This is a genomic window from Salinispora mooreana (assembly GCF_000379065.1).
Lineage (GTDB): Bacteria > Actinomycetota > Actinomycetes > Mycobacteriales > Micromonosporaceae > Micromonospora > Micromonospora mooreana.
On the sequence record NZ_KB900614.1, the window covers coordinates 3138923 to 3163955 of the forward strand.

A 25033-nucleotide genomic window follows, 5' to 3' on the forward strand; every position below is an offset into this window, starting at 1 on the left:
GCCTGACCGGCGAGAGTATCGCCGTCGAGAACACGAAGGAGCAGCGTTGACCACCAAGTCCATCCCGTTGACGTCGGAGTTGCACGCGTACCTGGTCGCCCACGGGGGCCCACCGGATGAGGTCATGCTCGACCTGATCGAGGAGACCCGGGCGCACCTGCCGGAGGACGCGCAGATGCAGGTGGCACCGGAGCAGGCCGCGTTCCTGACCTTTCTGACCCGGCTGCTGGGGGCGCGACGGGCGGTCGAGGTCGGCACCTTCACCGGGCTCTCCGCGCTGGCGATCGCCCGCGGACTGACCGAGGACGGGCAGCTGACCTGCCTCGACATCTCGGAGGAGTTCACCGGGATCGCTCGGCGCTACTGGACCCGGGCCGGGGTGGACGACCGGGTGCAGCTGCGGATCGGCCCCGCCGGGGAGACGCTGCGGGAACTACCGGCCGACCGCCACCTCGACTTCGCTTTCATCGACGCGGACAAGATCGGTTACTCGGCCTACTGGGCGGAGTTGGTGCCCCGGATGCGACCCGGCGGAGTCATCGCCGTTGACAACGTCCTCCGCGACGGCCGGGTGCTCGCCCCGCAGGACGCCGACGACCGGGCCATCGCCGCGTTCAACGACGAGGTGCTGGCCGACGTCCGGGTCGACCCGGTGATGCTGCCCCTCGCCGACGGGCTGACCCTGGCCCGGGTGCGCTGACCGCCCGCAGCGGCACGCCGCAGGGCGGTCGGTAAACGGGCAGTGTGGCATCCCACACTTAGCGCTCGTTAGGGAGCTCCGGCGGGGCCGTTACACTCCCCGTCAACGAACTCCCCGGGAGGAGCCCCCAAGGTGCGCAAGGTACTCATCGCCAACCGCGGCGAGATCGCTGTCCGCGTCATCCGCGCGTGCCGCGATGCCGGCCTGGCCAGCGTCGCCGTCTACGCGGACTCGGACCGCGACGCCCTGCACGCCACCCTCGCCGACGAGGCGTACGCGCTCGGCGGTGACACCGCTGCCGACAGCTATCTGCGTATGGAGAAGCTGATCGATGTCGCGACGCGCGCGGGTGCCGACGCGGTGCACCCGGGCTACGGCTTCCTCTCCGAGAATGCCGACTTCGCCCAGGCGGTGATCGACGCCGGGCTGACCTGGATCGGGCCACACCCGCAGGCGATCCACGACCTGGGGGACAAGGTAACCGCCCGGCACATCGCGCAACGCGCGGGCGCACCGCTGGTCCCCGGCACCCCGGACCCGGTCGGCAGCGCCGACGAGGTGGTGGCCTTCGCCGTTGACCACGGCCTGCCGGTCGCCATCAAGGCGGCCTTCGGCGGCGGCGGTCGCGGCCTCAAGGTGGCCCGGACGATGGAGGAGATCCCCCACCTGTTCGAGTCGGCCACCCGGGAGGCGGTCGCCGCGTTCGGCCGGGGTGAGTGTTTCGTCGAGCGCTACCTGGACCAGCCCCGGCACGTCGAGGCCCAGGTCCTCGCCGATCAGCACGGCAACGTCATTGTGGTAGGCACTCGGGACTGCTCCCTCCAACGCCGGCACCAGAAGCTGGTCGAGGAGGCGCCGGCGCCGTTCCTCACCGACGCTCAGCGACAGCAGATCCACGACTCGGCCAAGGCCATCTGCCGGGAGGCCGGCTACCACGGTGCCGGCACCGTCGAGTATCTGGTCGGCGCCGACGGCACCATCTCCTTCCTGGAGGTCAACACCCGACTTCAGGTGGAGCATCCGGTGACCGAGGAGACGGCCGGTGTCGACCTGGTCCGGGAGCAGTTCCGCATCGCGGACGGGGAGAAGCTGCGGCTCACCGCGGACCCGTCGCCCCGGGGGCACTCCATCGAGTTCCGGATCAACGGTGAGGACCCGGGCCGAAGCTTCCTGCCCGCCCCGGGCGCGATCACCGCGCTGCGCCTGCCGACTGGTCCGGGCGTACGGGTCGACACCGGTGTCTCCGCTGGCGACGTGATCGGCGGCAACTTCGACTCGCTCCTCGCCAAGGTGATCGTGACCGGCGAAACGCGTACCGAGGCCCTGGAGCGGGCCCGTCGCGTGCTGGACGAGATGGTGGTCGAGGGCATGGCCACCGCGCTGCCGTTCCACCGTCTGGTGGTCCGGGACAAGGCCTTCACCGCCGAGCCGTTCACGGTGCACACCCGGTGGATCGAGACCGAGTTCGACAACACCGTGCCGGCCTTCACCGCCACCGCCGGCCCCGCCGAGGTTCCGGCGGAGCGCGACACCGTCGTGGTGGAGGTGGGCGGCAAGCGGCTGGAGGTCAGCCTCCCGGCCGGCTTCGGCGCCGGTACGGCCGCCGCCACGCCCACGGCGAAGAAGCCGGCCCGTCGGCGCGGCGGGGCGAAGGCCGGGGCCGCGGTCAGCGGTGACACGCTCACCTCCCCCATGCAGGGCACGATCGTGAAGATTGCGGTCGCCGACGGCGACATCGTGGCCGAGGGCGACCTGGTGGTGGTCTTGGAGGCGATGAAGATGGAGCAGCCGCTGCACGCGCACCAGGCGGGCACGGTCAGCAGCCTCGCCGCCGAGGTCGGCGCGGTCATCACCGCTGGTGGAGCGATCTGCACCATCGCCTGAGGGGCGCTGGCGCAGACGTACACCGACGACCGGCCGCCCGCGCTCGGCGCTGCGGGTCGTCGGTGGGCCAGCCCCCAGCGGGATGTTGTCCGACCCGGGGAACGCGAGTCGGAACAGCCAGTCATGATGGCCGGGTGCGGTTCCTTCACGGCGCGGTCCCCGCGCACGACCTGACCTACAACGACGTCTTCATGGCCCCGGCCCGCTCCGAGGTCGCGTCCCGGCTCGACGTGGACCTGTCGACCGGTGACGGCACCGGCACCACCATCCCGTTGGTGGTGTCGAACATGACCGCGGTGGCGGGCCGCCGGATGGCCGAGACCGTAGCCCGGCGGGGCGGCATCACGGTCATCCCGCAGGACATCCCGATCGAGGTGGTCGCGAACGTCGTCGCCTGGGTCAAGCAGCGGCACCTGGTGTACGACACCCCGATCACCCTGGGTCCGACCGATACGGTCGGCGATGCCATCCACCTGCTGCCGAAGCGGTCACACGGCGCGGTGGTGGTGGTGGACGAGTCCGGCCGGCCGGTCGGGGTGGTCACCGAGGCGGACACGGTGGGCGTGGACCGGTTCGCGCAGCTACGGCACGTGATGTCGGTGGAGTTGCACACGGTTTCGGCGGACGCCGACCCACGGAGCGGCTTCGATCGGCTCTCGGCCGGCCGGCGTCGGCTGGCACCGGTGGTGGACGAGCAGGGACGGCTGGTCGGCGTACTGACCCGATCGGGTGCGCTGCGCGCCACGCTGTACCGTCCGGCGCTCGACGACCGGGGCCGGCTGCGCATCGCCGCGGCGGTGGGCATCAACGGCGACGTCACCGGCAAGGCGCGAGCCCTGCTGGAGGCCGGGGTGGACACCCTGGTCGTGGATACGGCGCACGGCCACCAGGAACGGATGGTCTCCGCCCTCCGGGCGGTACGCGCGCTCGACCCGGCCGTTCCGGTCGCGGCCGGCAACGTGGTCACCGCCGACGGCGTACGCGATCTCGTTGCGGCGGGTGCGGACATCGTGAAGGTCGGCGTGGGACCGGGGGCGATGTGCACCACCCGAATGATGACCGGGGTGGGCCGGCCCCAGTTCTCGGCGGTCCTGGACTGTGCCGCCGCGGCGCGGGCACTGGGCCGGCACGTGTGGGCAGACGGCGGGGTCCGGTACCCCCGCGATGTGGCGCTGGCGCTGGCCGCGGGGGCCTCGAACGTCATGATCGGTTCCTGGTTCGCCGGCACCTACGAGTCCCCGGGCGACCTCTACTCCGACGCCGACGATCGCCGCTACAAGGAGAGCTTCGGCATGGCCTCGGCCCGGGCGGTCAGCGCGCGGACGGCGGAGGACTCCGCGTACGACCGCGCCCGGAAGGCGATCTTCGAGGAGGGCATCTCGTCGGCGCGGATGTACCTGGACCCGGAGCGGCCGGGCGTGGAGGACCTCGTAGACGAGATCATTTCCGGGGTACGCAGCGCCTTCACCTATGCCGGGGCGCACAACCTCGCCGAGTTCCACGAGCGGGCGCTGGTCGGGGTGCAGAGCGCGGCTGGCTACACCGAGGGGATGCCGCTGCCGACGAGTTGGTGACCCGAACGCCATTCGGTGCCGGCGGCCCACCGCGGTCTAGCGGGCCGGGCTGCCCGCCGGCTGTGGCGTCGGCGCCGGCTCCGCCACCCCGGGCCGGTCCCGGGGCAGCCGGGCGCAGGCGATCAACCCGATGAGCAGGAAGCCGGCGGCGGCGAAGGCCGCGTACCGGGTGGCGTCGGCGAAGGCGGCCTTCGCCTCCTCGGCGATCGGCGCGGTGCGGGGGCCGGCGGCGAGCCCGGCGATCGCCGCTCCGCCACTCTCCCGGACCTCGGTCACCACCTGTTCGCGCTGGGTGGAGTCGAGCTCGGAGCGATCAGCGAGCCGCGCGCCGAGAAGCCCGCTGAGCCCGGCGAAGAGAACCGTGCCGAGCACGGCGATGCCGAGGGCGGAGCCGACCTGCCGCGCGGTGCTCTGCACCCCGGACCCCTGGCCACTGCGCCGGACCGGCACCTCGCGCAGCGACACCCCGGTGAGCTGGGCGGTGGCCAGACCGACACCGACGCCGTAGACGAAGAGCAGGCCGAGCGGAGCCCACCAACGGGTGTCGGGGGCGACCACGAGGCCGAGTCCGGCGATACCGGCGATCTCCGCGGCCACGCCGAGCTGCACCACCCGGGTGGTGCCCCACCGTTTGACGAGAAGCGCTCCGAGGGCACTGGACAGGAAGCTACCGACGGCGAGGGGCAGCAGCGCCAGACCGGTGTGGAAGGCGCTGTAGCCGAGCACGTTCTGGTACCAGAGCGGGAGAGCGAAGAGAAGACCGAACTCGCCCAGGCTGACGATCGCGGCGGCGGTGACGCCGGTCCGGAAGGAGCGGATCCGAAACAGCGACAGGTCGATCAGCGCCGGCCGACCGATCCGGTTACGGCGCACCTGGTGGGTGACCAGAAGTGCCAGGGCGGCCAGACCGGTCAGCCCGACGACCGGCACCGGGGAGATCGCGGCGGGCCAGTCCAGACCGAAGAGATTGGTCGGCTTCGTCGACCCCCACCAGCCATACGTGCGCCCCTCGATGAGGGCGAAGACGACGCCGGTCATGCCGAGCACCGACAGCAGCGCCCCGACCAGGTCGATGCCGCGCTCCACCCGGTCGTCGCGGGATTCGGGGACCAGCGCGAGCGTGGCGGTGACGACCAGCACGCCGATCGGGAGGTTGATGCCGAATGCCCACCGCCAGGAGAGCTCGGTGGTGAGCCAGCCGCCGAGCAGCGGGCCGAGCGCGGCGGCCCCGCCGATGGTGGAGCCCCAGACCGCGAAGGCGATCGCCCGCTCTCGCCCGACGAAGTTCGCGTTCAGCAGGGACAGTGAGGTGGGCAGCATCATCGCGCCGCCGAGCCCCTGGAGCACCCGCGCCCCGATCAGCTCCGCACCGGAGCCGGCGGAGGCGGCGAGCAGGCTGGCGACGACGAAGACCAGCACGCCGACGACGAACATTCGCCGCCGGCCGGCGCGGTCAGCGAAGCGGCCGGCGATCAGGAGCAGTGCGGCGAAGACGAGGGTGTACGCCTCCTGGACCCACTGCGCCCCGGCGGAGCTGACGCCGAGGTCAGCGATGATCGCCGGGACGGCGACGTTGACGATCGTCACGTCGACGATGATCGTGGCGACTCCGAGGCTGATGGCGAGCAGCCCCCACCATCGGCCGCGTCCCTGCTCCGGCATAATCGCTCCGATCGCTAGTTTATCTAGCTACCTGAGCTGCTAGCTTCGTCCCGTGGACAGCGTCACGTCAACCACCGGTGGCTCGCGTCGCGGGCCGTACAGCGAAGCACCCTCCACCAGCCGCACCGCCCGGGCGTTGCGCGAGGTGATCCGGGCTGCCAGCGACACCCGGGGGGCGCTGGCCCGCCGGCTCGGGATCGGGGTCACCGACGCCGCCGCCATCGACCACCTCGCCGCCAGCCCGGACCCGCTCGGCCCGGTGGAGTTGGGCAACCGTCTCGGCATCCGGTCCGCCTCGGCCACCGCGCTGGTGGATCGGCTGGTCCGAGCCGGCCACCTGGCGCGCACGCCGCATCCGCAGGATCGCCGCCGGGTGGCGCTGCGGGTCACCGACGATGGGTACGACGAGGTCTCGGCGGCACTGCGGCCGATGCTGGCCGGCATCGAGCAGGCGGTCGACCGGCTCACGCCGGAGCAGGCGGCCGCTACGGCCACCTTCCTCCAGGAGGTGGCCGAGGTTATGCGGGAGTACGTGGTGACCGCGCAGGAGGAGCCGCCTGACCTCGCGCGTCAACGTCAGCCACGCGGGATCCGAACAGCCGACGAATGACGACGCGTGCGGCCTCCCGCGGATCATCCCCCGCCTCGTCCGGCAGGGCGCCCGCTTTCCACAGGGTGGCGAAGCCATGCACGATGGACCAGGCGGCGAGCGCGTCCCCGGCGGCACCGCCCACCGCGCCCGGCCCCGGCGGCAGGTCAGCCACTGCCGAGCGCAGGACCGCACGCGATCGTCCTCGGGCCGCCACCACCTCCGGGGCGTCGGCACGGTAGAGGTCGGGGCTGTACATCACCTCGAAGTGCGCCCGACGCCGGACGGCGAAGTCCACGTAGGCCACCCCCATCTCGAGCAGACTGTCGCCGGTCTGCAGGGCCGCGGCGAGCAGGTCGAAGCCCTCGACCGCGAACGCGGTGAGCAACCCCGGCTTGTCGCCGAAGTGATGGGCGGGTGCCGCATGCGACACGCCGGCTCGGCGGGCGAGGTCCCGCAGGCTCAGGGCGGCGGGCCCGGACTCCTCGATCGCCACCGCGGCGGCGGCGAGCAGGGCCCGCCGCAGATCGCCGTGATGGTAGCCACGTGCACCGGTCATCCAGGGAGCATATCTTGCCGTTGACAAGATATGCGGACGGAGGGCAGTCTTGCCACCGACAAGATCTGGCGTGGAGGTCCCGATGGTTCCATTGATCACACTGGTGGCCGGCACCGGGTTGGCCCGGCTGGCCGGTCTGGTCGGCGTGGCTGCGCTCGACGGCTGGCACCCCGCCCTGCGGGTGGGTCTCGCCCTGATGCTCACGGTCACCGGCCTGGCGCACTTCAGCCCACGACGCCGGGCCGACCTCGTCGCGCTGGTGCCACCACGACTCCCCCACCCCAGATTCCTGGTCACCCTCACCGGGGTGCTGGAGCTACTCGGCGCGGCGGCGCTCCTCGCTCCCCCCACCGCTCGGTGGGCCGCCGCCGGGCTGGCCGTCCTGATGCTGGCGATGTTCCCGGCGAACGTGTCCGGAGCACGGCGCAAGCTCACCCTGGCCGGCCGGCCCGTCACCCCGCTGGCCGCCCGTACCGCCATGCAGGGAGTCTTCGTCGCCACCGCCGTCGCCATTTCGGTTGGCACCTGACGATCCGACCACTAACCTGCCCGAGTGAACGTAACCCCCCGCCAGGACCCGCCGCACCGGCGCTGGTCACGCTGACCGCCCGGGCCGACCGAGGCGAACCCCACGGAGAGCCGGCGTGCTGATCCAGCTGCTACGCACCTACCTACGCCCCTACCACCGCCCGCTGGCAGCCGTGGTCGCCCTCCAGTTCGTCGGCACCATCGCCTCGCTGTACCTGCCGAGCCTCAACGCCGACATCATCGACCTTGGGGTGGCCCGCGGCGACACCGGCTTCATCCTGCGCACCGGGGCCTGGATGCTCGTCGTCAGCCTGGTACAGATCGTCTGCTCGATCGCCGCCGTCTACCTCGGCGCCCGCACCGCGATGGCGTACGGCCGGGATGTCCGGGCGGCACTCTTCGCCCACGTCAACACGTTCTCCGCGCGTGAGGTCGCCCACTTCGGCGCACCGTCACTGATCACTCGCAACACCAACGACGTGCAGCAGGTGCAGATGCTGGTGCTGATGAGCTGCACGATGCTGGTCGCCGCGCCGATCATGAGCGTCGGCGGGGTGGTGATGGCGCTCCGTGAGGATCTCGGGCTCTCCTGGTTGCTGCTGGTCAGCGTCCCCGTCCTGGCGCTCGGTCTGGGCCAGGTGATCCGGCGGATGGTGCCCGGATTCCGGCTTATGCAGACCCGCATCGACACGGTCAACCGGATCCTCCGCGAGCAGATCAGTGGCATCCGCGTGGTACGGGCGTTCGTCCGGGAACCGGACGAGACCCGACGCTTCGCCGCCGCCAACACCGACCTGACCGCGACCGCCCTACAGACCGGCCGACTGGCAGCGCTGATCTTCCCGATCGTGATGCTGATCCTCAACGTCTCCAGCGTCGCGGTGCTCTGGTTCGGCGCCGGACGGGTGGACGCCGGCGCCATCGAGGTCGGCTCCCTCACCGCCTTCCTCCAGTACCTGATGCAGATCCTGATGGCGGTCATGATGGCCACGTTCATGCTGATGATGGTGCCGAGGGCGGCGGTCTGCGCCGAGCGCGTCAGCGAGGTGCTGGCGACCGAGACCTCGGTCACGCCCCCACCGGAGCCGGTCACCGCGCCGCCGGGCCGCACCGAGGTGGAGCTGCGCACGGTGCGGTTCCAGTACCCGGGTGCGGCCGAACCGGTGCTGCGGGACGTGTCGTTCCGGGTGACCCCGGGCACGACCACCGCGATCATCGGCAGCACCGGCGCCGGCAAGAGCACCCTGCTCGCCCTGATCCCACGACTGATCGACGTCACCTCCGGTGCGGTGCTGGTGGACGGGGTCAACGTCCGGGATCTCGCGCCGGAGGCGCTGTGGCAGCGGATCGGCCTGGTGCCCCAGCGCCCATACCTGTTCACCGGCACGATCGCCACCAACCTGCGGCACGGCAACCCGGACGCGACCGAGGCCGAGCTGTGGGCGGCGCTGGAGGTGGCGCAGGCACGCGACTTCGTCGCCGCGCTGCCGGACGGGCTGGACGCGCCCGTAGCGCAGGGTGGCACCAACCTCTCCGGAGGGCAGCGGCAGCGGCTGGCCATCGCCCGGGCGCTGGTCCGCCGACCAGAGATCTACCTCTTCGACGACTCCTTCTCCGCCCTTGACCTCGGCACCGACGCGCGGCTACGGGCGGCGCTGCGCCCGGTCACCGCCGACGCGGCGGTGGTGGTCGTGGCGCAGCGGGTCGCCACCGTGGCCGACGCCGACCAGATCGTGGTGCTGGAAAACGGGGGCGTCGTGGGGATCGGCCGGCACACCGAGTTACTGACGACCTGCCCCACGTATGCGGAGATCGTCGCATCACAGCAGAGCACGGGAGTGACGGCATGAGCGCTCCGGCCGTATCGAAGAAGAACCCACCCGGTGAGGGGCCCACGCCCCCGCGGTTGCCGTCCGACGGCCAACGCGGCAGCGGGCCGTCCTGGCCGGGGGCCGGCATGCCCGCCGAACGGTCGATGTCCTTCGGGCCGTCGGCTCGGCGCCTCCTCGGACGGCTACGCCCGCACCGCCTCCCCCTGATCGGGGTGATCGCCCTGACGGTGCTCGGTGTCGGGCTGAACGTGGTCGGCCCGAGGGTCCTCGGCCACGCCACCGACCTGATCTTTGCTGGGGTGCTGGGGAGGCAGCTCGAACCCGGCACGACAACGGAGGCCGCCGCCGCGGCGGCGCGTGCGGCGGGCAACGACAGCTTCGCCGACATCATCACCCGGATGGGCGTGGTGCCCGGCGCCGGGATCGACTCGGCCGCGTTGGCCCGGGTGCTGCTGCTGGCGCTCGCCCTCTACGTCGCGGCGTCCCTGCTCATCTGGGGGCAGGGTTGGCTGCTCACCGGGATTGTGCAGCGGACCGTGCACCGGCTGCGCGAAGACGTGGCAGCCAAGCTGAACCGGCTGCCCCTGCCCTACTTCGACCGCCAGCCCCGGGGCGAGCTGCTCAGCCGGGTCACCAACGACATCGACAACATCTCGACCAGCCTGCAGCAGACTCTGAGCCAGCTACTCACCGCGCTACTCACCGTGGTCGGGGTGCTCGCCATGATGTTCTGGATCTCGCCGCTGTTGGCCCTGATCGCACTGGTGGCGGTGCCCCTGTCGGTCCTCGTCACCCAGCAGATCGCGAAGCGGTCCCAGCCAAAGTTCGTCGCCCAGTGGACGCACACCGCTGAGCTCAACGGCCAGATCGAGGAGGCCTTCACCGGCCACGAGCTGGTCAAGGTCTTCGGCCGGCAGCGGGCCGTGCAAACCTCCTTCGCGGCCAAGAACGAGGAGCTGTTCCAGGCCAGCTTCGGGGCGCAGTTCATCTCCGGAATCATCATGCCGACGATGATGTTCATCGGGAACCTGAGCTACGTGGCGCTCGCCGTGGTCGGCGGGCTCCGGGTGGCCTCGGGAACGATGACCCTCGGCGACGTGCAGGCCTTCATCCAGTACTCCCGCCAGTTCACCCAGCCGCTCACCCAGCTCGCCGCGATGACGAACCTGCTCCAGTCCGGGGTCGCCTCCGCCGAGCGGGTCTTCGCGGTGCTCGACGCCGAGGAGCAGACTCCGGAACCGACCGTCCCGGCCCGACTGACCGCACCCCGCGGACAGGTCGCGTTCGAACACGTCTCCTTCCGGTACACCGCGGACGAGCCGTTGATCGAGGACCTGTCGCTGACCGCCGAGCCCGGCCAGACGGTGGCGATCGTCGGGCCGACCGGGGCCGGCAAGACCACGCTGGTCAACCTGGTGCTGCGCTTCTACGAGCTGACCGCCGGCCGGATCACCCTCGACGGAGTGGACATCACCGAGCTGCGCCGGGACCACCTGCGCGGCCGGATCGGCATGGTGCTCCAGGACACCTGGCTGTTCGCCGGCACGATCCGGGAGAACATCGCCTACGGCCGACCCGACGCCACCGAGGAGGAGATCCTGGCGGCGGCCCGGGCGACCTTCGTGGACCGCTTCGTCCGCAGCCTGCCCGATGGCTACGACACCGTGATCGACGAGGAGGGGAGCAACATCAGCGCTGGCGAGCGGCAGCTCATCACCATCGCCCGCGCCTTCCTCGCCGAGCCGTCGCTGCTGATCCTCGACGAGGCCACCAGCTCCGTGGACACCCGGACCGAGGTGCTGCTCCAACGGGCGATGGCGGCCCTGCGTTCCGACCGCACCAGCTTCGTGATCGCGCACCGGCTCTCCACCATCCGCGACGCCGACCTGATCCTGATGATGGTGGACGGACGCATCGTCGAACAGGGCACCCACGACGAGCTGATCGCGGCCGACGGCCCATACGCCGGCCTGCACCGATCCCAGTTCACGCAGGGCCGGCCGACCGAGTCCGATCCGGTCCCGGCTCCGTAACCGCCGGCGGGGCAGCGGGGTGGGACCGCGGCAGGTCGAGCCCCGCACCGGCAACCCGGATCACCCGGGTTGCCGGCGGCCCTCGGCGTGCCGCTCAACCCGGCGGGAGGAGCTGCGGCGAGCGGGTCGCGACGACCCGGGCAACCAGGGCGAGGGCCTCGGCGGCGGGCAGCGGGGCCAGGTGCTGGCCGTCCCGCAGCCGCAGCGACACCCGTCCAGCCGCGACCTCCCGCGGGCCCACCACCGCGGCGTACGGAATCCGGGCCCGTGCCGCGTCGCGGATCCGCCCGCCCAGCGAGCCACTCCGGTCCACCTCGGCCCGGAGCCCGGCCGCCCGCGCGGCGGCGACGACCTCGTCGGCCGCGCCGTCCTGCTCGGCGGCGACCGGCAGGACCACCAGCTGAACCGGCGCGTACCAGGCGGGGAAAGCCCCCTCGTGTACCTCGATCAGGTAGCTGAACAGCCGCTCCATGCTCCCGACGAGGCTGCGGTGCACCAGCACCGGCCGGCGCCGGGCACCACCGGAGTCGAGGTACGACAGATCGAACCGCTCCGGCTTGTCGAAGTCGAGTTGGACGGTGGAGAGCGTCCACTCCCGACCGGCGGCGTCCACCACCTGGATATCGATCTTCGGTCCGTAGAAGGCCGCGGCACCGACATCCTCGGTGTACTCCACCCCGTCGAGCGCGACCCGGAGCAACTCCTCGGCCCACGCCCAGTCATCCTCCGCGCCGACGTAGCGCTGACCCGGTCCGCGCAGCGACAGGCGGAAACCCGCCGGCCGTACGCCGAGCGCGGCGTGTGCCGCGCGGATCAGCCGAAGGATCTCCGCGACCTCCGCCCCGACCTGCTCCAGGGTGCAGAAGTTGTGGGCGTCGTTGAGCGAGATCGCCCGTACCCGGGCCAGCCCGCCCAACACACCGGAGCGCTCGGCCCGGTACATGCCGCCCAGTTCGGCGATCCGCAGTGGCAGGTCCCGCCACGATCGTCCCCGGCACCGGTAGACCAACGCGTGGTGCGGGCAGAGCGCCGGTCGGAGCAGGAGCTCGTCGTCGGCCGACAGCCGCATCGGTGGGAACATCTCCTCGGCGAAGTGGCCAAGGTGCCCGGAGCGCTCGAAGAGTTCCCGCCGACCGAGGGGCGGGGTGACGACGTGCTGGTAGCCGGCCTGGCGTTCGAGGTCCCGGAGGTACTCCTCAACGGCGTGCCGGGCCGCCGCCCCCGCCGGCAGCCAGAGCGGCAGCCCCGCGCCGGCGAGCGGGTCGGAGGTGAACAGGCCCAACTCCCGGCCGAGCCTACGGTGATCGATCATGTCGCGCTCCTGGTTCGGGTACGGCGCTCGGAGCGATCGGTACCGGGAACGCAACCGAGACCCCGGGCGGTTCGCCCCGGGCCTCGTTGACGGTGAAGTCAGTGCGGTATGCCGGGGTTCCCCGGCGTCGTGTTCCCTACCGCAGCCTGCATGGGGCGAGGTTACGGCGAGCAGTGTCGAGCCCGCACCCGAATTTGGCCCACCTCCGGTCGCGATGACCCACTGCCGGCCAGACTCACCGTCGAGCCCGCGAACGATCAGAAGGCACCCAACAGCCCTGGCCAACCGAGGTGAGGTAGTCGTAGGCGGTACTGGTCGGCCTACATGGCCACCCACAGCCGCAGACCGGGCACTGGTCGACGCGTGGCCAGTGCTCGACGATGATCCGCCGAGCGGACAGGATCATCCGGTTACGCAACTGCACCGCCGAGAGGCCGTTCGCCACCGGTCGCCGGCCGCCCGTGGCCATCACCGGGAGCAGGAACGTTGGCGGGCCAATGGAGTCATCAACGGTCGCGAATCGAAAATCACGGTCGACTGATCACAGAGCGGGGAGTAGGCGCCCGCCCGCGCCGCGTACCGGGTAGCAGGGCCTAAGGCATCCAAACCTGCGTAGCGGCGCTTTCGGCGGCGTGCGCCCGGCACTGCCGGTGCAAGCTGGCCAATGAACCGTCGCCAGGCGTTGCGGATCGAAGTCACAGTCGCCTCCCTCGTCGCTGGACGTGGCAGGCAGGCGTAAACATCGCCTGGGCAATACGACTCTCCTGCCGCCACCGCGCAGGACGGTAAGCCGCGCCGAGTCGCCCGAAGGGGTACATGACGTACCCGGTGACAGGACGTACCTAGTTGACAACGCCTATGCGTTGAGCAAGATCCATTGCTTCCGCCCGGACTGAGGCCGGCGCTTCTCGTGCCAGCCGCCCCAGCATGTCCTGTGCTGCCGGCGAGTACCGCACAGTCTCTGGGCTGGTGGCCTCAGCCCTGGTCAACAGATGCAGCGTCGCCTCACGCGCCCCTTCCAGGTCAGCCGATCTGGCCAACTCCACATAGTGCCGCCCGCGGCGTTCAGTCGACGGAATCGATGCCGGGTCGAGGGCATGGGCACGACGCCGGGCTTCGTCCGGGTCACCCAGGTCCACGGCGCACATCACCGCGTAGACGTCAACCAGCGGACGGGATACCCGGGTGCGTAGCCCGACGAAACCACTGGGCAGTGCCCGCTCCACGACCTGACGGGCGGTGTCCCAGTCAGACCAGGCACCCTGATCCCCCATTCGCGCCTTGGTCAGTGCGGTACAAAGATGCAAATCGGCAAGCATTTCCGCCCACTCGACACCGCCATCCGTCACATGCGGCTCGATCAACGCACGTGCCTCACCCAACCGCTCCAAAGCATCGTCTCCACGACCGGTGGCGCGGAGCAGGTGAGCCGCATACCAAATGGACTGCCCAACTGCCAGCAGGTCGTCGGCATCCAGAGCGGCGGTCATACCACGGTCAACCGCGAGCCAGCACAGCTCGCGGTCACCATGCCAGGCCAGGTATGCCTGGGCGAGGTGGTATGCCTGGGCGAGCAGCGCCAGGGAGGCACGTCGATCCGCTTGTCAACGGCGGATTGGAACTGACCCCCTATCGACGTTTTGGGATTGACCCCCCGGAGGTCGTTTCGTGCTACTTGTTGCGGTCCTTCGCGAGGAGTTCTCGGCGGGCTCTGGTGCGGTAGGACTCGCCTGCGAGGGTGAGGACCTCGGCGTGGTGCACGAGGCGGTCGATCATCGCGGCGGCGACGACTTCGTCGCCGAAGACCTCGCCCCACCGCCCGAACGGCAGGTTCGAGGTGACGAGGATGGAGCCGGCCTCGTAGCGAGATGCGACGAGTTGGAAGAACAGGTTCGCTGCGTCGGTGTCGAAGGGGATGTAGCCGACTTCGTCGACGATGATGAGCTTGTAGCGGCGGATCTTCTTCAGCTCGGCTTCCAGGGCGCCGCGGTGGTGGGCGCGGGCGAGGCGGTCGATCCAGTTCGTCGCGGTGTCGAACAGGACCGAGTAGCCGGACTGGGTGGCCTTGATCCCGAGCCCGATGGCCAGGTGGGTCTTGCCCAGGCCGGGCGGGCCGAGCAGGATCACGTTCTCCGCCTTCGGGATGAACGTCGCCGTGGCCAGGTGCGCGAGCACGTCCTTGCGGAGGCTCGGCAGGTGGTCGAGGTTGAAGTCTTCCAGGGTCTTGATCGCCGGGAAGTGCGCGGTGCGGATCCGCATCGTCGTGCCGGCGGACTCGCGGTCGGCGACTTGCCGTTCCAACACGGCGGCGAGGTACTCCTCGTGCGACCAGTTCGCCTGTCTGGCCTGGTCGGCCAAGGTCTCCCAGGTCCGCCCGATCGTGGGCGTCTTGAGGACTCTGGTGAGGTAGGCGAGCTTGGATCCCAGCCCGTCCGGCGCCGGTCTGGTCTTCGTTATCGTGGTCATCTACTTCCCCTCAGCTGCGCTTTTCTGGACCGCCTCGACGTCGGGGCGGGGGTCGAAGTCCACGCCGAACAGGGCGTCGTAGTCCGGCAGGGCACGGATCGCCACGACGTGTCCATCAGCGTGCGAACGAGTCGAGGCCTGCCGCCGGCGGGCAGCCAAGTCCTGGCGCAGCAGCCGGGCGGTGGCCTGATGTTCGGGATCGGTGATCGTGCGGGCATGGCCCCAGTCACGGTCGTGATCAGCCACGACCTGCCCGGCGCACGAGGCGACCATCCGGGCGGGGGTGGCGAGCACGTCGATGAACCTGCCGATGCACCGAGGGTCCACGGAGTAGTCGTTGCCGTCGATACGCACGTAGTAGTCCCGCCCCAGCCGCACCCGATGCGTGAGCCCGATCGCCGGCGCCACCGGCGGCAGAGCCACCATCGCGGCCCGGTCCGCCGCCCACCTAGCCGTGGGCGTCGTCAAGCCGATCGCGCGCAGGACGCGCGTGTTCGCGCGTTGCACGAGCCAGTCGCTGATCTGGACGTTGAAGTCGAACGGCGAGGTGAACACACGCCCAGGCAGGAACGAGGTCTCGAAGAACCCGTTGCGCCGCTCGACCAACCCCTTGAACTCCGGATCCCTGGGCGGGGCCAGGCGAATACGCACCCCGATCGTCCCGGCGAACGCCGCCGCCTCCGTCGTGAGCTTCCCGGTGCCACCGATCGCGGCCTCCCGATCCCAGACCAAGGTCCGTGGACAGGCACCCCACCCGGCCACGATCTCCCACATCCCCGCCAGGATGTCTCCGGCCTTGCGACTGGGAATCATGACCGCGTCCGTGACCCGCGAGTACCCGCAGGTCATCGCGAGCACCGGCAGGATCCGCTCAGCCCCGCCACCAACCGGGATCGGCTGAGGTGGGAACCACAGATCACACTGGGCGACCTCACCCGGGTCGTACTCCACTCGGTCGGTCGGGTCCGGCGGAACGAACAACGGACGCAGCTCCCGAACCCGGTCCTTGAGGATCGTCAGCGACTTCGTCCACCCGATCCGCTCAGCGATCACCGTCGCCGGCATCCGCGGGAACTCCGCGAGCAACGCCCGGACCTGCGGCTCGACCCCATCCACACACGAACCGCGAGGGCCGCGCTCACGCGACGGCGGCGCCTCGGCCCGAAGCGCCGAACGGACCGTGTTACGCGCCAAACCCAACCGACGCGCAATCTCCTTGATCGGAACACCCTCAGCCCGATGCAACCGACGGACCTCAGCCCAGTCTTCCAATGCGATCACCCCTCCAGCCTCGGAGGGGTCAGTCCCAATCCGCCGCTAGAGGGTCAGTCTCAGCGCGTCGTCGACACCGCTCCCCGGTGCAACCGGGTGGCGCGTTGAGTCGCCTCCAGTAGCCCCGGTAGCAACTGACCGGCCTCAGTACGCTGGTGGCGGCTGGTGTGCCACGTCTGCCAGGCAGCGTCAATCGCGCCACGCAGGTAGTCAGTGGACTCGGGCTCACCAGTAACAGTGACCTGCCAAGCGGTAAGCGCCCGACGGACATCGTCAACGGCGGGGTGGCTGGGCCGGCCATCCAGGGATAAGGAAACCTGAGGGCCAAACAGATCGCCGAGGTCACGGACGCCAAGGTGCGGAGCAAGTTGCTGCGCCGCCCGCAAGGTCAGCGATCGCCGGCCGTTCTCGATGAATTTCACGGTAGTCGCGCTGAGACCCGCAAGACCAGCGAGGCGTTCGCGGGACAGCCCCGCTGCCCGACGAAGCCGTTCAACCCGCTCTCCGGGAATGAGCTGCTGATCAACCACAGGGCCACCTCCGTGCTGGGTACACGATGTACCACAACGATACCCTTCCCTAGAACGGAGAGCCGTCCGCAACGGACAGGGAGACAGACCAAAGCCCCGACCCGTGCGAGTCGGGGCTTTGGCGGTGGGATGTGGATCAGAGGTACGACGGGTAAAACACGACGTGGACCCGTCACTCTGGTTCGTGCAGCATCAACTGCCGGGCGGCCTCGGTGACGGAGCCGGAGAGCGAGGGGTAGATGGTGATGGTCTGCGCCAGCTCGTTGACCGTCAGATGGTTCTCCACCGCCATCGTGATCGGCAGGATCAGCTCACTGGCCTTCGGGGCCACCACCACGCCACCGATCACCTGACCGCTGGCGGGCCGGCAGAAGAGTTTGACGAAGCCGTCGGGGACCTCGTCCATCTTCGCCCGGGCGTTGCCGGCGAGCGGCAGCATGACCTGCCGGGCCGGCACCTTCCCCGCGTCCACCTCGTCCTGGGAGACGCCGACCGTGGCCAGCTCCGGGTCGGTGAAGACGTTCGCAGCGACCGTACGCAGCCGCAGGGGCCGAACCGCCTCGCCGAGCGCGTGCCACATCGCGATCCGGCCCTGCATCGCGGCCACGCTGGCCAGCGGCAGCATCCCGGTGCAGTCCCCGGCCGCGTAGATGCCGGGCACGTTGGTCCGGGACACCCGGTCGACCGCGACGTACCCACCCCGGGCCAGCTCGACGCCGTACTCGGCCAGCCCCAGGTCGGCGGTGTTGGGAATGGAGCCCACCGCGATCAGCGCGTGTGAACCGTGCACCCGGCGCCCGTCGGAGAGCTCGACCTCGACACCGTCGGCAGTCCGGCGGACGGCGTCGGCCCGGGAGTTGTTCAGGATGCTCATCCCCCGGCTGCGAAACACCCGCTCGATCGCCATCGCCGCGTCGGCGTCCTCGTGCGGCATCACCCGGTCCCGGCTGGAAACGAGGGTGACCTCGATCCCCATCGCCAGGTAGGCGCTGGCGAACTCGGCGCCGGTGACGCCGGAGCCGACCACGACCAGGTGCCGGGGTAGCTCGGGAAGGTCGTACACCTGACGCCAGGTGAGGATGAGCTCACCGTCCGGGACCGCGGTGGGGAGTTGGCGCGGGGTCGCGCCGGTGGCGATCAGGACGGTGGTGGCATCGATCCGGTACTCCGCGCCGCCGTCCGCCGGCGTGACGATCACCCGGTGGTTGTGACCGAGCGTGTCCTCACCGAGCCGGGCGCTGCCGGCCACGAACGTCACCCCGGCCTTGACCAACTTGGCGTGGATGTCGGCAGACTGCGCGAGCGCGAGCCGCTTGACCCGTGCGTGCACCGCCGGGGCGTCAACGGTGACCGCCGCCAGCCCGTCCGAGTGGATCCCGAACTCCTCCGTGTCCCGATATCCGGTCACCAGCTGTGAGCTGGCGATGAACGTCTTCGACGGCACACAGTCGGACAGCACGCAGGCGCCGCCGGCGCCGTCTGCCTCCACCACGGTGACACCGGCGTCCAGCTGGGCGGCGACCAACGCCGCCTCGTAACCGGCCGGCCCCCCGCCGATGATCACGATCCGGCTCACAACGCTCACTCCCCGTCCATGCTCACAGTGACTTTCTTCTCCCGAACGCATCCGACACGCACCGTCGTATTCTCCCCCACCCGTCGGCCGGGCTATCGTCATCGTTGTGCGTCATTACGCCGCCTACGGCTCAAACCTCGACCCTGCCCGGATGCGCGCCTACTGTCCGCATTCGCCGATGGTGGGCACCGGCTGGCTCGAAGGCTGGCGGCTCACCTTCGCCGGTGAAGGCGTGATCGGCTGGGAGGGCGCGGTCAGCACCGTGGTGGAGTCTCCCGGAGATCGCGTCTTCGTGGCGCTCTACGACATCCACGCGTACGACGCGGGGCAGCTCGACGAGATCGAGGGCGTGACCTCCGGCACCTACCGGAAACTCCACCTGCGGGTGTCGGCCCTGACCGGCGATGTGACGGCGTGGATCTACGTCTTCGACGGTTACGAGGGCGGTCTGCCGACCTCGTGGTACCTCTCGGAAATCGCCAACGCCGCCGAGAAGGCGGGCGCACCGGACGACTACGTCACGGGACTGCGCTCCCGCCCCACCGGCACCGCGTCGGCCTGACGGCCGGCAGTCTGTCGGGGCATGTCGCACGACCCCCAGTCTGCTATCGCCCCCATGGGGGCAACGAGCCGGCCCCGCCGTGCGTCGTCAATCACACATCTGGGTGTCGGCCGGCCCCGTGTGGGTCGGCCTCCTCCTCAGCGAACGCCTCGAGGGCGGCCTCCACCTCGCCGGTCCGGCGCCGCGCGACGATGACCGCCCGTTCGGCTGCCCGCCGCGCCGACTTCGCCCGGCTCAGCTCCTCTTCGGCAACAGCCCGCTGCCGCTCCACCTCGGCGAGTTCGATCTCGATCGCGGCGAGGCCGTCCACCCCGCCCTGCTCGGCCTCCGCGGCACCGGCCAGCTCCGCCTCGGCCCGTTCCTGATCAGTACGTGCCTTCGCCAACTCCGTCGCCAACGCCCGGCGTCGCCGTTCCGACTCGACGCGGGCGGCCCGCTCCGCCTGCCGGGCACGGGGTGCTGACCGGTCGCCGCCCGGGGTCCGGGACGGCGGCGCCGGCTCCTCGGTGACCAGCCGCAGCTGCGGTCGTGGCACCTCGCCGAAGCCGGCATAGCTGGCGGCCCGGAGCAGCCGGCCGGAGCGCACCTGCTCGGCGACCTCGACGTCGGAGAGCGCGGCGTTGAGGGTCGACTCCACCGCACCGAGCGGTAGCTTGCCGGGCGGTGGGGCACCGGGCACCGCGGTCGCCAGGCTGCGGACCTCCGCGAGCAGCGCGCCGACCACCGCCCGCCGTTGGGTGGAAAGCTCCCGCAGCTGCGCGCCGCGAAGCTCGCGCTGGGCCGACCGGAGTGACTCCGCGAGCTGCCCCAGATCGGCGACGAGCTCCGGTCGCTCCAACGCAAGCAGGTTCACCAGCCACGCTGCGACCGTGGGGCGACGGAGCCGGGCGATCTCCCGCGCGGCAGGTACATCGCCCGCCCGCCGCGCCTCGGCCACCGCCTCGTCCCGGGCGGCCACAAACCGGTCGGGCGGCGTGCGATAGAGCTGCCGCAGCAGTTCCCGGGACAGACCAGGCATGCGGTTCAGGCGTCCACCAGGGTGCCCGGTACGAGCCGCCGGTAGTCCACGTCGGAGAGGCGGGCGAAGTTGTTGTTCAGCACGTCCAGGCCGCGGTCGTTGAGCAACCCGTCGTGCAGCGCGTACGCCCGGCGGGGCGCGACGGCGCGGAGGAAGTCCAGCGACTCGGCGAACTTCGCCCAGGGCGCGTGGATCGGCAGGAACAGCGTGTCAACCGGCATGTCCTGCGGCACGACGAAGGAATCGCCGGGGTGGTAGACGACGTCGTCGATCAGGTACCCCAGGTTCTCCACCACCGGAAGGTCGGAGTGGATCACGGCATGCCGGCCGCCATAGGCACGGACCGGGACGCCGGCGGCGGTGAACTCCGCGCCCGCCTCGACCGCGACGAACGCGGCGGCCAGGCCATCCAGCACGGCCGCCAGCGACGGCGGCCCGTAGAGGACAAAGGGCCCCCGGTCGTGCTGCTCGGTCAGGGCCGCCACGTCCACGTGGTCCGGGTGCTCGTGGGTGATCAGCACAGCGTCCGCCCCGTCCAGCGCGACGCGCTCGCTGTAGACGCCGGGATCAACGACCAGCACCCCGCCTTCGTCCTCCACCCGGATGCAGGAGTGCGTGTACTTGGTCAGCCGCATTCGTGACTCCTCGAGAATCGAATCGTGACCTCCTCAGCGCAGTCTGCCCGAAGGGACGCCGCATCGCGTCCCGACTGACCGATCGTCCCTGCCGTCCGGGTCACGCCCCGGGCGGGAGCAGATGAGTGTTACGGATCGGAGCGGACATGTATCGATGTGCAGCGCGCCGCCGAGGGGCGGCGCTGGTGGCGATACTGATCTCCGGGTTGAGCAGCGTGCCATCGTCTACACCGGTGCGATGCGCGTGCAGGTGCCCGATGTCGAGCAGGCCGCCCGCGAAGCGATCGCCCTGACCACCACGGCCGGCGGTTTCGTCGGTAGTGACCAGCGACGCAGTGCGGCCGGCAACGCCACCGCCGAGCTGACGCTCCGGGTGCCGGCCGCGAAGTTCGCCAGGGTGGTGGAGCAGATCGCCGAACTCGGCAAACGGCAGCGACAGGAGATCTCCACCGAGGACGTCACCGAGGCGGTGATCGACCTGGACGCCCGGATCACCACGCAACGGGCCCGGGTGGAGAACGCCCGGCGGCTGCTCGGCGAGGCACAGTCGATCAGCGATCTGGTGTCGTTGGAGAACGAGTTGGCGCGCCGCGAGGCCGACCTCGCCTCGCTGGAGGCGAAGCAGCGCCGGCTGGCGGACCTGACCGCGCTCTCCTCGGTCATCGTGTCGCTGGTCGGCCCGGACGCCACCACCGAGGACGACGCTTCCGCCTTCGGCTTCGTGGCTGGTCTCAAGAGCGGGTGGAGGGTCTTCCTGATCTCGTGGACCGTCCTGCTGACCGTGCTCGGAGCGGTACTACCGTGGCTGCTCCTGCTCGGCGTGCCACTGGGCGCGTTGGTGTGGTCGCTGCGCCGCCGCCCGCGGCCGGCCCTGGTCGCTCCGCCCGCGGACGGCACCGGGAGAGGGCCGGCCGACCCCACCGGCGGCGGGGTCGTGCCGCCCGCGGTCAGCCCGCCGCCGCAAGCGCCTGGAGCGCGGTCTGCACCATGAGCCGAACGCCGACCGGGATGGCCCGCTCGTCCGGGTCGAACGACGCGCGGTGGAGGTCAACGTTCGGGCCCGAGCGGCCGACGCCGAGTCGGGCCAGGGCACCGGGGACGTACTCCAGATACCAGGAGAAGTCCTCACCCCCCATGCTCTGCGGGGTCTCCGCGATGCCGGCCGGCCCGAGCGCGGCGGCGGTCGCGGCGGCGAGGACCTGGATGGCCTGGGAATCGTTGCTGACCGGTGGTCGGCCGCGCTGATAGTCCAGGTCCACGGTGGCACCGGTGGGGGCGATCACGTCTTGGACCACCTGGGCGACGACCTTGGGGGCCATCGCCCAGGTGTCCCGATCCATCACGCGCAGTGTCCCGGAGGCGCAGGCCTCCGACGGGATGACGTTGTAGCGGGTGCCGGCCGAGGCGTGGCCGAACACCAGCAGTAGTCCACTGTTGGCCGGCACCCGCCGGGCGACCAGGGCCGGCACCTCGGTGATCAGCCGGCCGAGGGCGTCAACCAGATCAACGGTGAGGTGCGGGCGGGCAGTGTGCCCGCCGGGACCGGTCAACCGAACGCTGACGTTGTCGGCGGCAGCGGTGATCGGACCGACCCGGAGGCCGACCTCGCCGACCGGCAGGTTCGGATCGCAGTGCAGCGCAAAAATCTGCACCACCTCGTCGAGACCGCCGGCCTCGATCACCTCGAGCGACCCACAGGGCAGGATCTCCTCCGCCGGCTGGAAGATCAGGCGCACCCGGCCCGGCAGTTCATCCGCTTCGGCGAGGCGGGCGAGGAGCATTCCCAAGCCGAGCATGACCGCGGTGTGCACGTCGTGGCCACAGGCGTGACAGACCCCGTCAACGGTGGAGCGGAAGGGCACGTCCTTGCTGTCGGTCAACGGCAGCGCGTCGATGTCGGCCCGGAATGCGATCACCGGGCCGTCTGGGCGGCCGTCGATGTCGCAGATGACTCCGTTGCCCTTGGGGAGCAGCCGGGGCCGCAACCCGGCCCGGGTCAGCTCCCGAGCGATCAGAGCGGCCGTCTCGAACTCCTCGCCGGAGAGCTCCGGATGCGAGTGAATCCGCCGACGGGTGGCGATCAGGCCCGACACCCGGAGCGCAAGGAGCTGGTCCAGGTCGAGGGGTAAGGGCTGGGAGCCGGCGGGCGCCTCCGTCCAGGACGACGCCAGCTGGCCACTACTCGGCAGCGTCAACGCACTCGTCACGTCGAATTCTCGATCACTAGAAATGGATGGATCTTCCGGAACCGCCGACAGCCTAGACCTCCGACGGTGACGCTGCGCAACCTCGTTCTGGTAGCGATCGGGCCGCTCTGCGTCACGTACGCCCTGCTCGGGACGCTCGTTCATCGGCGGGACAGCAGGTAGATCGCGGTTGAACGCTGCCATCTGCCCCACACCTCCTACAACGCGTAACCGATTCACGAGTGAGGAAAATTTCCCCAACACTCGAGACCCGTCATCCGAATTGTGGCATTAGTCCGTTCTACTAACGGACACTCCAACAACTAGCAACCACATTCACGACCGGGCCCGCAGACATTCACACGTTCACCCGGTAACCGACCACACACAGTGTGCGTCGACCTCACTCGAACGGGTTACCCACGGTTGCTGGCCGCTACGCGCCGAGACCGCCACCCGCCCCGCAGCGGGCAGCGGGCAGCAACCGCCAGTGGTAGCGGGCAGCGGCGAAGGGGGCGCGGGCGCGGTCAGAAACGGTCAGCGGGGCGGTACATGCCCCAGACCTCTCGCAGCGTGCCGCAGACCTCGCCAACCGTGGCACGGGCCCGCAGCGCCTCCTTCATCGGGTAGAGCACGTTACCGCCCCCCTCGGCGGCGGCCCGCAGCTGCGCCCGGGCGTGCTCGACCGCACCGGAGTCCCGTTCCGCCCGCAACGTCGCCAACCGCTCGGCCTGCGCGACCTCGATCGCCGGGTCAACCCGCAGCGGCTCGTACGGCTCCTCCTCGTCCACCGCGAACCGGTTGAGGCCCACCACGACCCGCTCGCCGGAGTCGATCTGCTGGGCGATCTGGTACGCCGACTGCTCGATCTCCCGCTTCTGGAACCCGACCTCGATCGCCTCAACCGCCGAACCGTGCTCGAAGACCCGCTGCATCAGCCCCTCCGCCGCGGCCTCGATCTCGGCCGTCATGGCCTCCACCACGTACGAGCCGGCGAACGGGTCAACGGTGCCGGTCAGGTCCGTCTCGTAGGCGAGCACCTGCTGCGTCCGCAGCGCGAGCCGGGCGGCCTTCTCCGTCGGCAACGCGATCGCCTCGTCGAAGCTGTTGGTGTGCAGCGACTGCGTTCCGCCGAGCACCGCGCCGAGCCCCTGCACCGCCACCCGGACCAGGTTCACCTCCGGTTGCTGGGCGGTGAGCTGCACGCCGGCGGTCTGGGTGTGGAAGCGGAGCATCATGGACTTCGGATTCTTCGCCCCGAACTCGTCCCGCATCAGCCGCGCCCAGATCCGCCGGGCGGCACGGAACTTCGCCACCTCCTCCAACAGCGTCGTCCGGGCGACGAAGAAGAACGACAGCCGAGGCGCGAAGTCATCCACCGCGAGCCCCGCGGCGATCGCCGCACGCACGTACTCGACCCCGTTGGCCAGGGTGAAGGCGATCTCCTGAACGGGTGACGCGCCCGCCTCGGCCATGTGGTAGCCGGAGATGGAGATAGTGTTCCACTTCGGTACCTCGGTGCGACAGTAGGCGAAGGTGTCCGCGACCAGGCGCAGCGAGGGCTTCGGCGGGAAGATGTACGTCCCGCGGGCGATGTACTCCTTGAGGATGTCGTTCTGGATCGTGCCGTTCAACGCCGCCCCGGGCACGCCGTTCTCCTCGGCGACCAACTGGTAGAGCAGGAGCAACACCGAACCCGGTGCGTTGATCGTCATCGACGTGGAGACCTTGTCCAGCGGGATGCCGTCGAAGAGCAGTCGCATGTCCTCGATGGAGTCAATGGCGACACCGACCTTGCCCACCTCACCGTGCGCGATCGGCTCGTCCGAGTCGTACCCCATCTGGGTGGGCAGGTCGAAGGCGACGGAGAGTCCCATCGTGCCCGCCCGAAGCAGCTGGTGGTAGCGCGCGTTGGACTCCGCGGCGGTACCGAAGCCGGCATACTGGCGCATCGTCCAGGGACGCGCCGTGTACATCGTGGGATAGACCCCGCGGGTGTACGGGTACTCCCCCGGGTCACCCAGCCGGGAGTCCAGGTCCTCCGGGAGGTCGGCCGCCGTGTAGACGCCCTGAATCGGGAAACCGGACTCGCTTGACCGCCGTTCGCTCATTACC

General features: G+C 70.4%; 21 protein-coding genes and 2 pseudogenes. 9 read left to right on the top strand and 14 right to left on the bottom strand.

All coding sequences use genetic code 11. From position 1 onward, the window contains the following. Positions 1 to 46: 46 nt before the first annotated feature. The 3 genes from SALPAC6_RS0114980 (at position 47) to SALPAC6_RS0114990 (ending at position 4158) form a co-directional block, all read left to right on the top strand. Positions 47 to 700, top strand: a complete 654-nt coding sequence (locus SALPAC6_RS0114980; protein ID WP_018254210.1) for an O-methyltransferase — start codon at positions 47 to 49, stop codon at positions 698 to 700. A 132-nt stretch (positions 701 to 832) separates the two neighbouring features. Then, entirely contained in the window at positions 833 to 2584 is a 1752-nt protein-coding gene (locus tag SALPAC6_RS0114985) for an acetyl/propionyl/methylcrotonyl-CoA carboxylase subunit alpha (protein WP_018254211.1), read from the top strand. Positions 2585 to 2718: 134 nt separating this feature from the next. Next, entirely contained in the window at positions 2719 to 4158 is a 1440-nt protein-coding gene (locus SALPAC6_RS0114990; RefSeq protein ID WP_018254212.1) for a GuaB1 family IMP dehydrogenase-related protein, read from the top strand. A gap of 36 nt (positions 4159 to 4194) precedes the next feature. On the opposite strand, the gene SALPAC6_RS0114995 is transcribed toward SALPAC6_RS0114990, so the two are convergent. Further along, positions 4195 to 5820 (bottom strand): DHA2 family efflux MFS transporter permease subunit, encoded by a 1626-nt coding sequence (locus SALPAC6_RS0114995; RefSeq protein WP_018254213.1) that lies wholly within the window; start codon positions 5818 to 5820, stop codon positions 4195 to 4197. A gap of 52 nt (positions 5821 to 5872) precedes the next feature. Between SALPAC6_RS0114995 and SALPAC6_RS0115000 the strand changes: the two genes are divergently transcribed. After that, positions 5873 to 6430 (top strand): MarR family winged helix-turn-helix transcriptional regulator, encoded by a 558-nt coding sequence (locus tag SALPAC6_RS0115000; RefSeq protein ID WP_018254214.1) that lies wholly within the window; start codon positions 5873 to 5875, stop codon positions 6428 to 6430. Here SALPAC6_RS0115000 and SALPAC6_RS0115005 read toward each other — a convergent pair. Beyond that, positions 6339 to 6968, bottom strand: a complete 630-nt coding sequence (locus tag SALPAC6_RS0115005) for a TetR/AcrR family transcriptional regulator (RefSeq protein ID WP_018254215.1) — start codon at positions 6966 to 6968, stop codon at positions 6339 to 6341. The two genes, SALPAC6_RS0115000 and SALPAC6_RS0115005, sit on opposite strands and share 92 nt — an antisense overlap. Positions 6969 to 7050: 82 nt before the next feature. Here SALPAC6_RS0115005 and SALPAC6_RS0115010 point away from each other — a divergent pair, with 82 nt between their 5' ends. The 3 genes from SALPAC6_RS0115010 (at position 7051) to SALPAC6_RS0115020 (ending at position 11361) form a co-directional block, all read left to right on the top strand. Further along, positions 7051 to 7497: a DoxX family protein gene (locus SALPAC6_RS0115010; RefSeq protein WP_025620363.1), complete on the top strand. Its 447-nt coding sequence runs from the start codon at positions 7051 to 7053 to the stop codon at positions 7495 to 7497. A 115-nt stretch (positions 7498 to 7612) separates the two neighbouring features. Beyond that, the gene (locus SALPAC6_RS0115015) at positions 7613 to 9346 is read left to right on the top strand and encodes an ABC transporter ATP-binding protein (protein WP_018254217.1); all 1734 of its coding nucleotides are present in this window, start codon (positions 7613 to 7615) and stop codon (positions 9344 to 9346) included. Further along, entirely contained in the window at positions 9343 to 11361 is a 2019-nt protein-coding gene (locus SALPAC6_RS0115020) for an ABC transporter ATP-binding protein (protein ID WP_026189692.1), read from the top strand. The genes SALPAC6_RS0115015 and SALPAC6_RS0115020 overlap by 4 nt, the downstream gene beginning before the upstream one ends. Before the next feature lie 94 nt (positions 11362 to 11455). Here SALPAC6_RS0115020 and thrS read toward each other — a convergent pair whose 3' ends face one another. The 8 genes and pseudogenes from thrS to SALPAC6_RS0115065 form a co-directional block, all read right to left on the bottom strand. Then, positions 11456 to 12673 carry a threonine--tRNA ligase gene (thrS, locus tag SALPAC6_RS0115025; protein WP_018254219.1) on the bottom strand — a complete coding sequence of 406 codons (1218 nt, stop codon included), beginning with the start codon at positions 12671 to 12673 and terminating at the stop codon, positions 11456 to 11458. Between the two features lie 235 nt (positions 12674 to 12908). Further along, entirely contained in the window at positions 12909 to 13142 is a 234-nt protein-coding gene (locus SALPAC6_RS30245) for a hypothetical protein (protein ID WP_026189693.1), read from the bottom strand. Next, positions 13142 to 13372: a hypothetical protein gene (locus tag SALPAC6_RS30250; protein WP_026189694.1), complete on the bottom strand. Its 231-nt coding sequence runs from the start codon at positions 13370 to 13372 to the stop codon at positions 13142 to 13144. The genes SALPAC6_RS30245 and SALPAC6_RS30250 overlap by 1 nt, the downstream gene beginning before the upstream one ends. A gap of 143 nt (positions 13373 to 13515) precedes the next feature. Continuing rightward, positions 13516 to 14271 (bottom strand): annotated as a pseudogene (locus SALPAC6_RS26050) (XRE family transcriptional regulator); the annotation flags it as partial. A 73-nt stretch (positions 14272 to 14344) separates the two neighbouring features. Further along, positions 14345 to 15139 (bottom strand): IS21-like element helper ATPase IstB, encoded by a 795-nt coding sequence (istB, locus tag SALPAC6_RS0115045; RefSeq protein WP_018252763.1) that lies wholly within the window; start codon positions 15137 to 15139, stop codon positions 14345 to 14347. Then, positions 15140 to 16420, bottom strand: coding sequence for an IS21 family transposase (gene istA, locus SALPAC6_RS0115050; protein WP_018252762.1), 1281 nt, complete (start codon positions 16418 to 16420; stop codon positions 15140 to 15142). 71 nt (positions 16421 to 16491) lie between these two features. Further along, positions 16492 to 16941 (bottom strand): annotated as a pseudogene (locus tag SALPAC6_RS26055) (helix-turn-helix domain-containing protein); the annotation flags it as partial. Between the two features lie 172 nt (positions 16942 to 17113). Next, the gene (locus SALPAC6_RS0115065) at positions 17114 to 18517 is read right to left on the bottom strand and encodes an NAD(P)H-quinone dehydrogenase (protein ID WP_018254223.1); all 1404 of its coding nucleotides are present in this window, start codon (positions 18515 to 18517) and stop codon (positions 17114 to 17116) included. Between the two features lie 106 nt (positions 18518 to 18623). On the opposite strand from SALPAC6_RS0115065, the gene SALPAC6_RS0115070 reads away from it, so the two are divergent. Continuing rightward, positions 18624 to 19079, top strand: a complete 456-nt coding sequence (locus SALPAC6_RS0115070) for a gamma-glutamylcyclotransferase (RefSeq protein ID WP_026189696.1) — start codon at positions 18624 to 18626, stop codon at positions 19077 to 19079. Positions 19080 to 19170: 91 nt separating this feature from the next. On the opposite strand, the gene SALPAC6_RS0115075 is transcribed toward SALPAC6_RS0115070, so the two are convergent. Further along, positions 19171 to 20097, bottom strand: coding sequence for a hypothetical protein (locus tag SALPAC6_RS0115075; RefSeq protein WP_018254225.1), 927 nt, complete (start codon positions 20095 to 20097; stop codon positions 19171 to 19173). A 5-nt stretch (positions 20098 to 20102) separates the two neighbouring features. Next, the gene (locus SALPAC6_RS0115080; RefSeq protein ID WP_018254226.1) at positions 20103 to 20732 is read right to left on the bottom strand and encodes an MBL fold metallo-hydrolase; all 630 of its coding nucleotides are present in this window, start codon (positions 20730 to 20732) and stop codon (positions 20103 to 20105) included. 121 nt (positions 20733 to 20853) lie between these two features. Between SALPAC6_RS0115080 and SALPAC6_RS26060 the strand changes: the two genes are divergently transcribed. Further along, positions 20854 to 21723: a DUF4349 domain-containing protein gene (locus tag SALPAC6_RS26060; RefSeq protein WP_050563448.1), complete on the top strand. Its 870-nt coding sequence runs from the start codon at positions 20854 to 20856 to the stop codon at positions 21721 to 21723. On the opposite strand, the gene SALPAC6_RS0115090 is transcribed toward SALPAC6_RS26060, so the two are convergent. Both SALPAC6_RS0115090 and SALPAC6_RS0115095 read right to left on the bottom strand, forming a co-directional pair. Then, positions 21680 to 22939, bottom strand: a complete 1260-nt coding sequence (locus SALPAC6_RS0115090) for an amidohydrolase (RefSeq protein WP_018254228.1) — start codon at positions 22937 to 22939, stop codon at positions 21680 to 21682. The genes SALPAC6_RS26060 and SALPAC6_RS0115090 overlap by 44 nt on opposite strands. 506 nt (positions 22940 to 23445) lie before the next feature. Next, positions 23446 to 25029, bottom strand: coding sequence for an acyl-CoA mutase large subunit family protein (locus SALPAC6_RS0115095; protein ID WP_018254229.1), 1584 nt, complete (start codon positions 25027 to 25029; stop codon positions 23446 to 23448). Positions 25030 to 25033 lie beyond the last annotated feature (4 nt).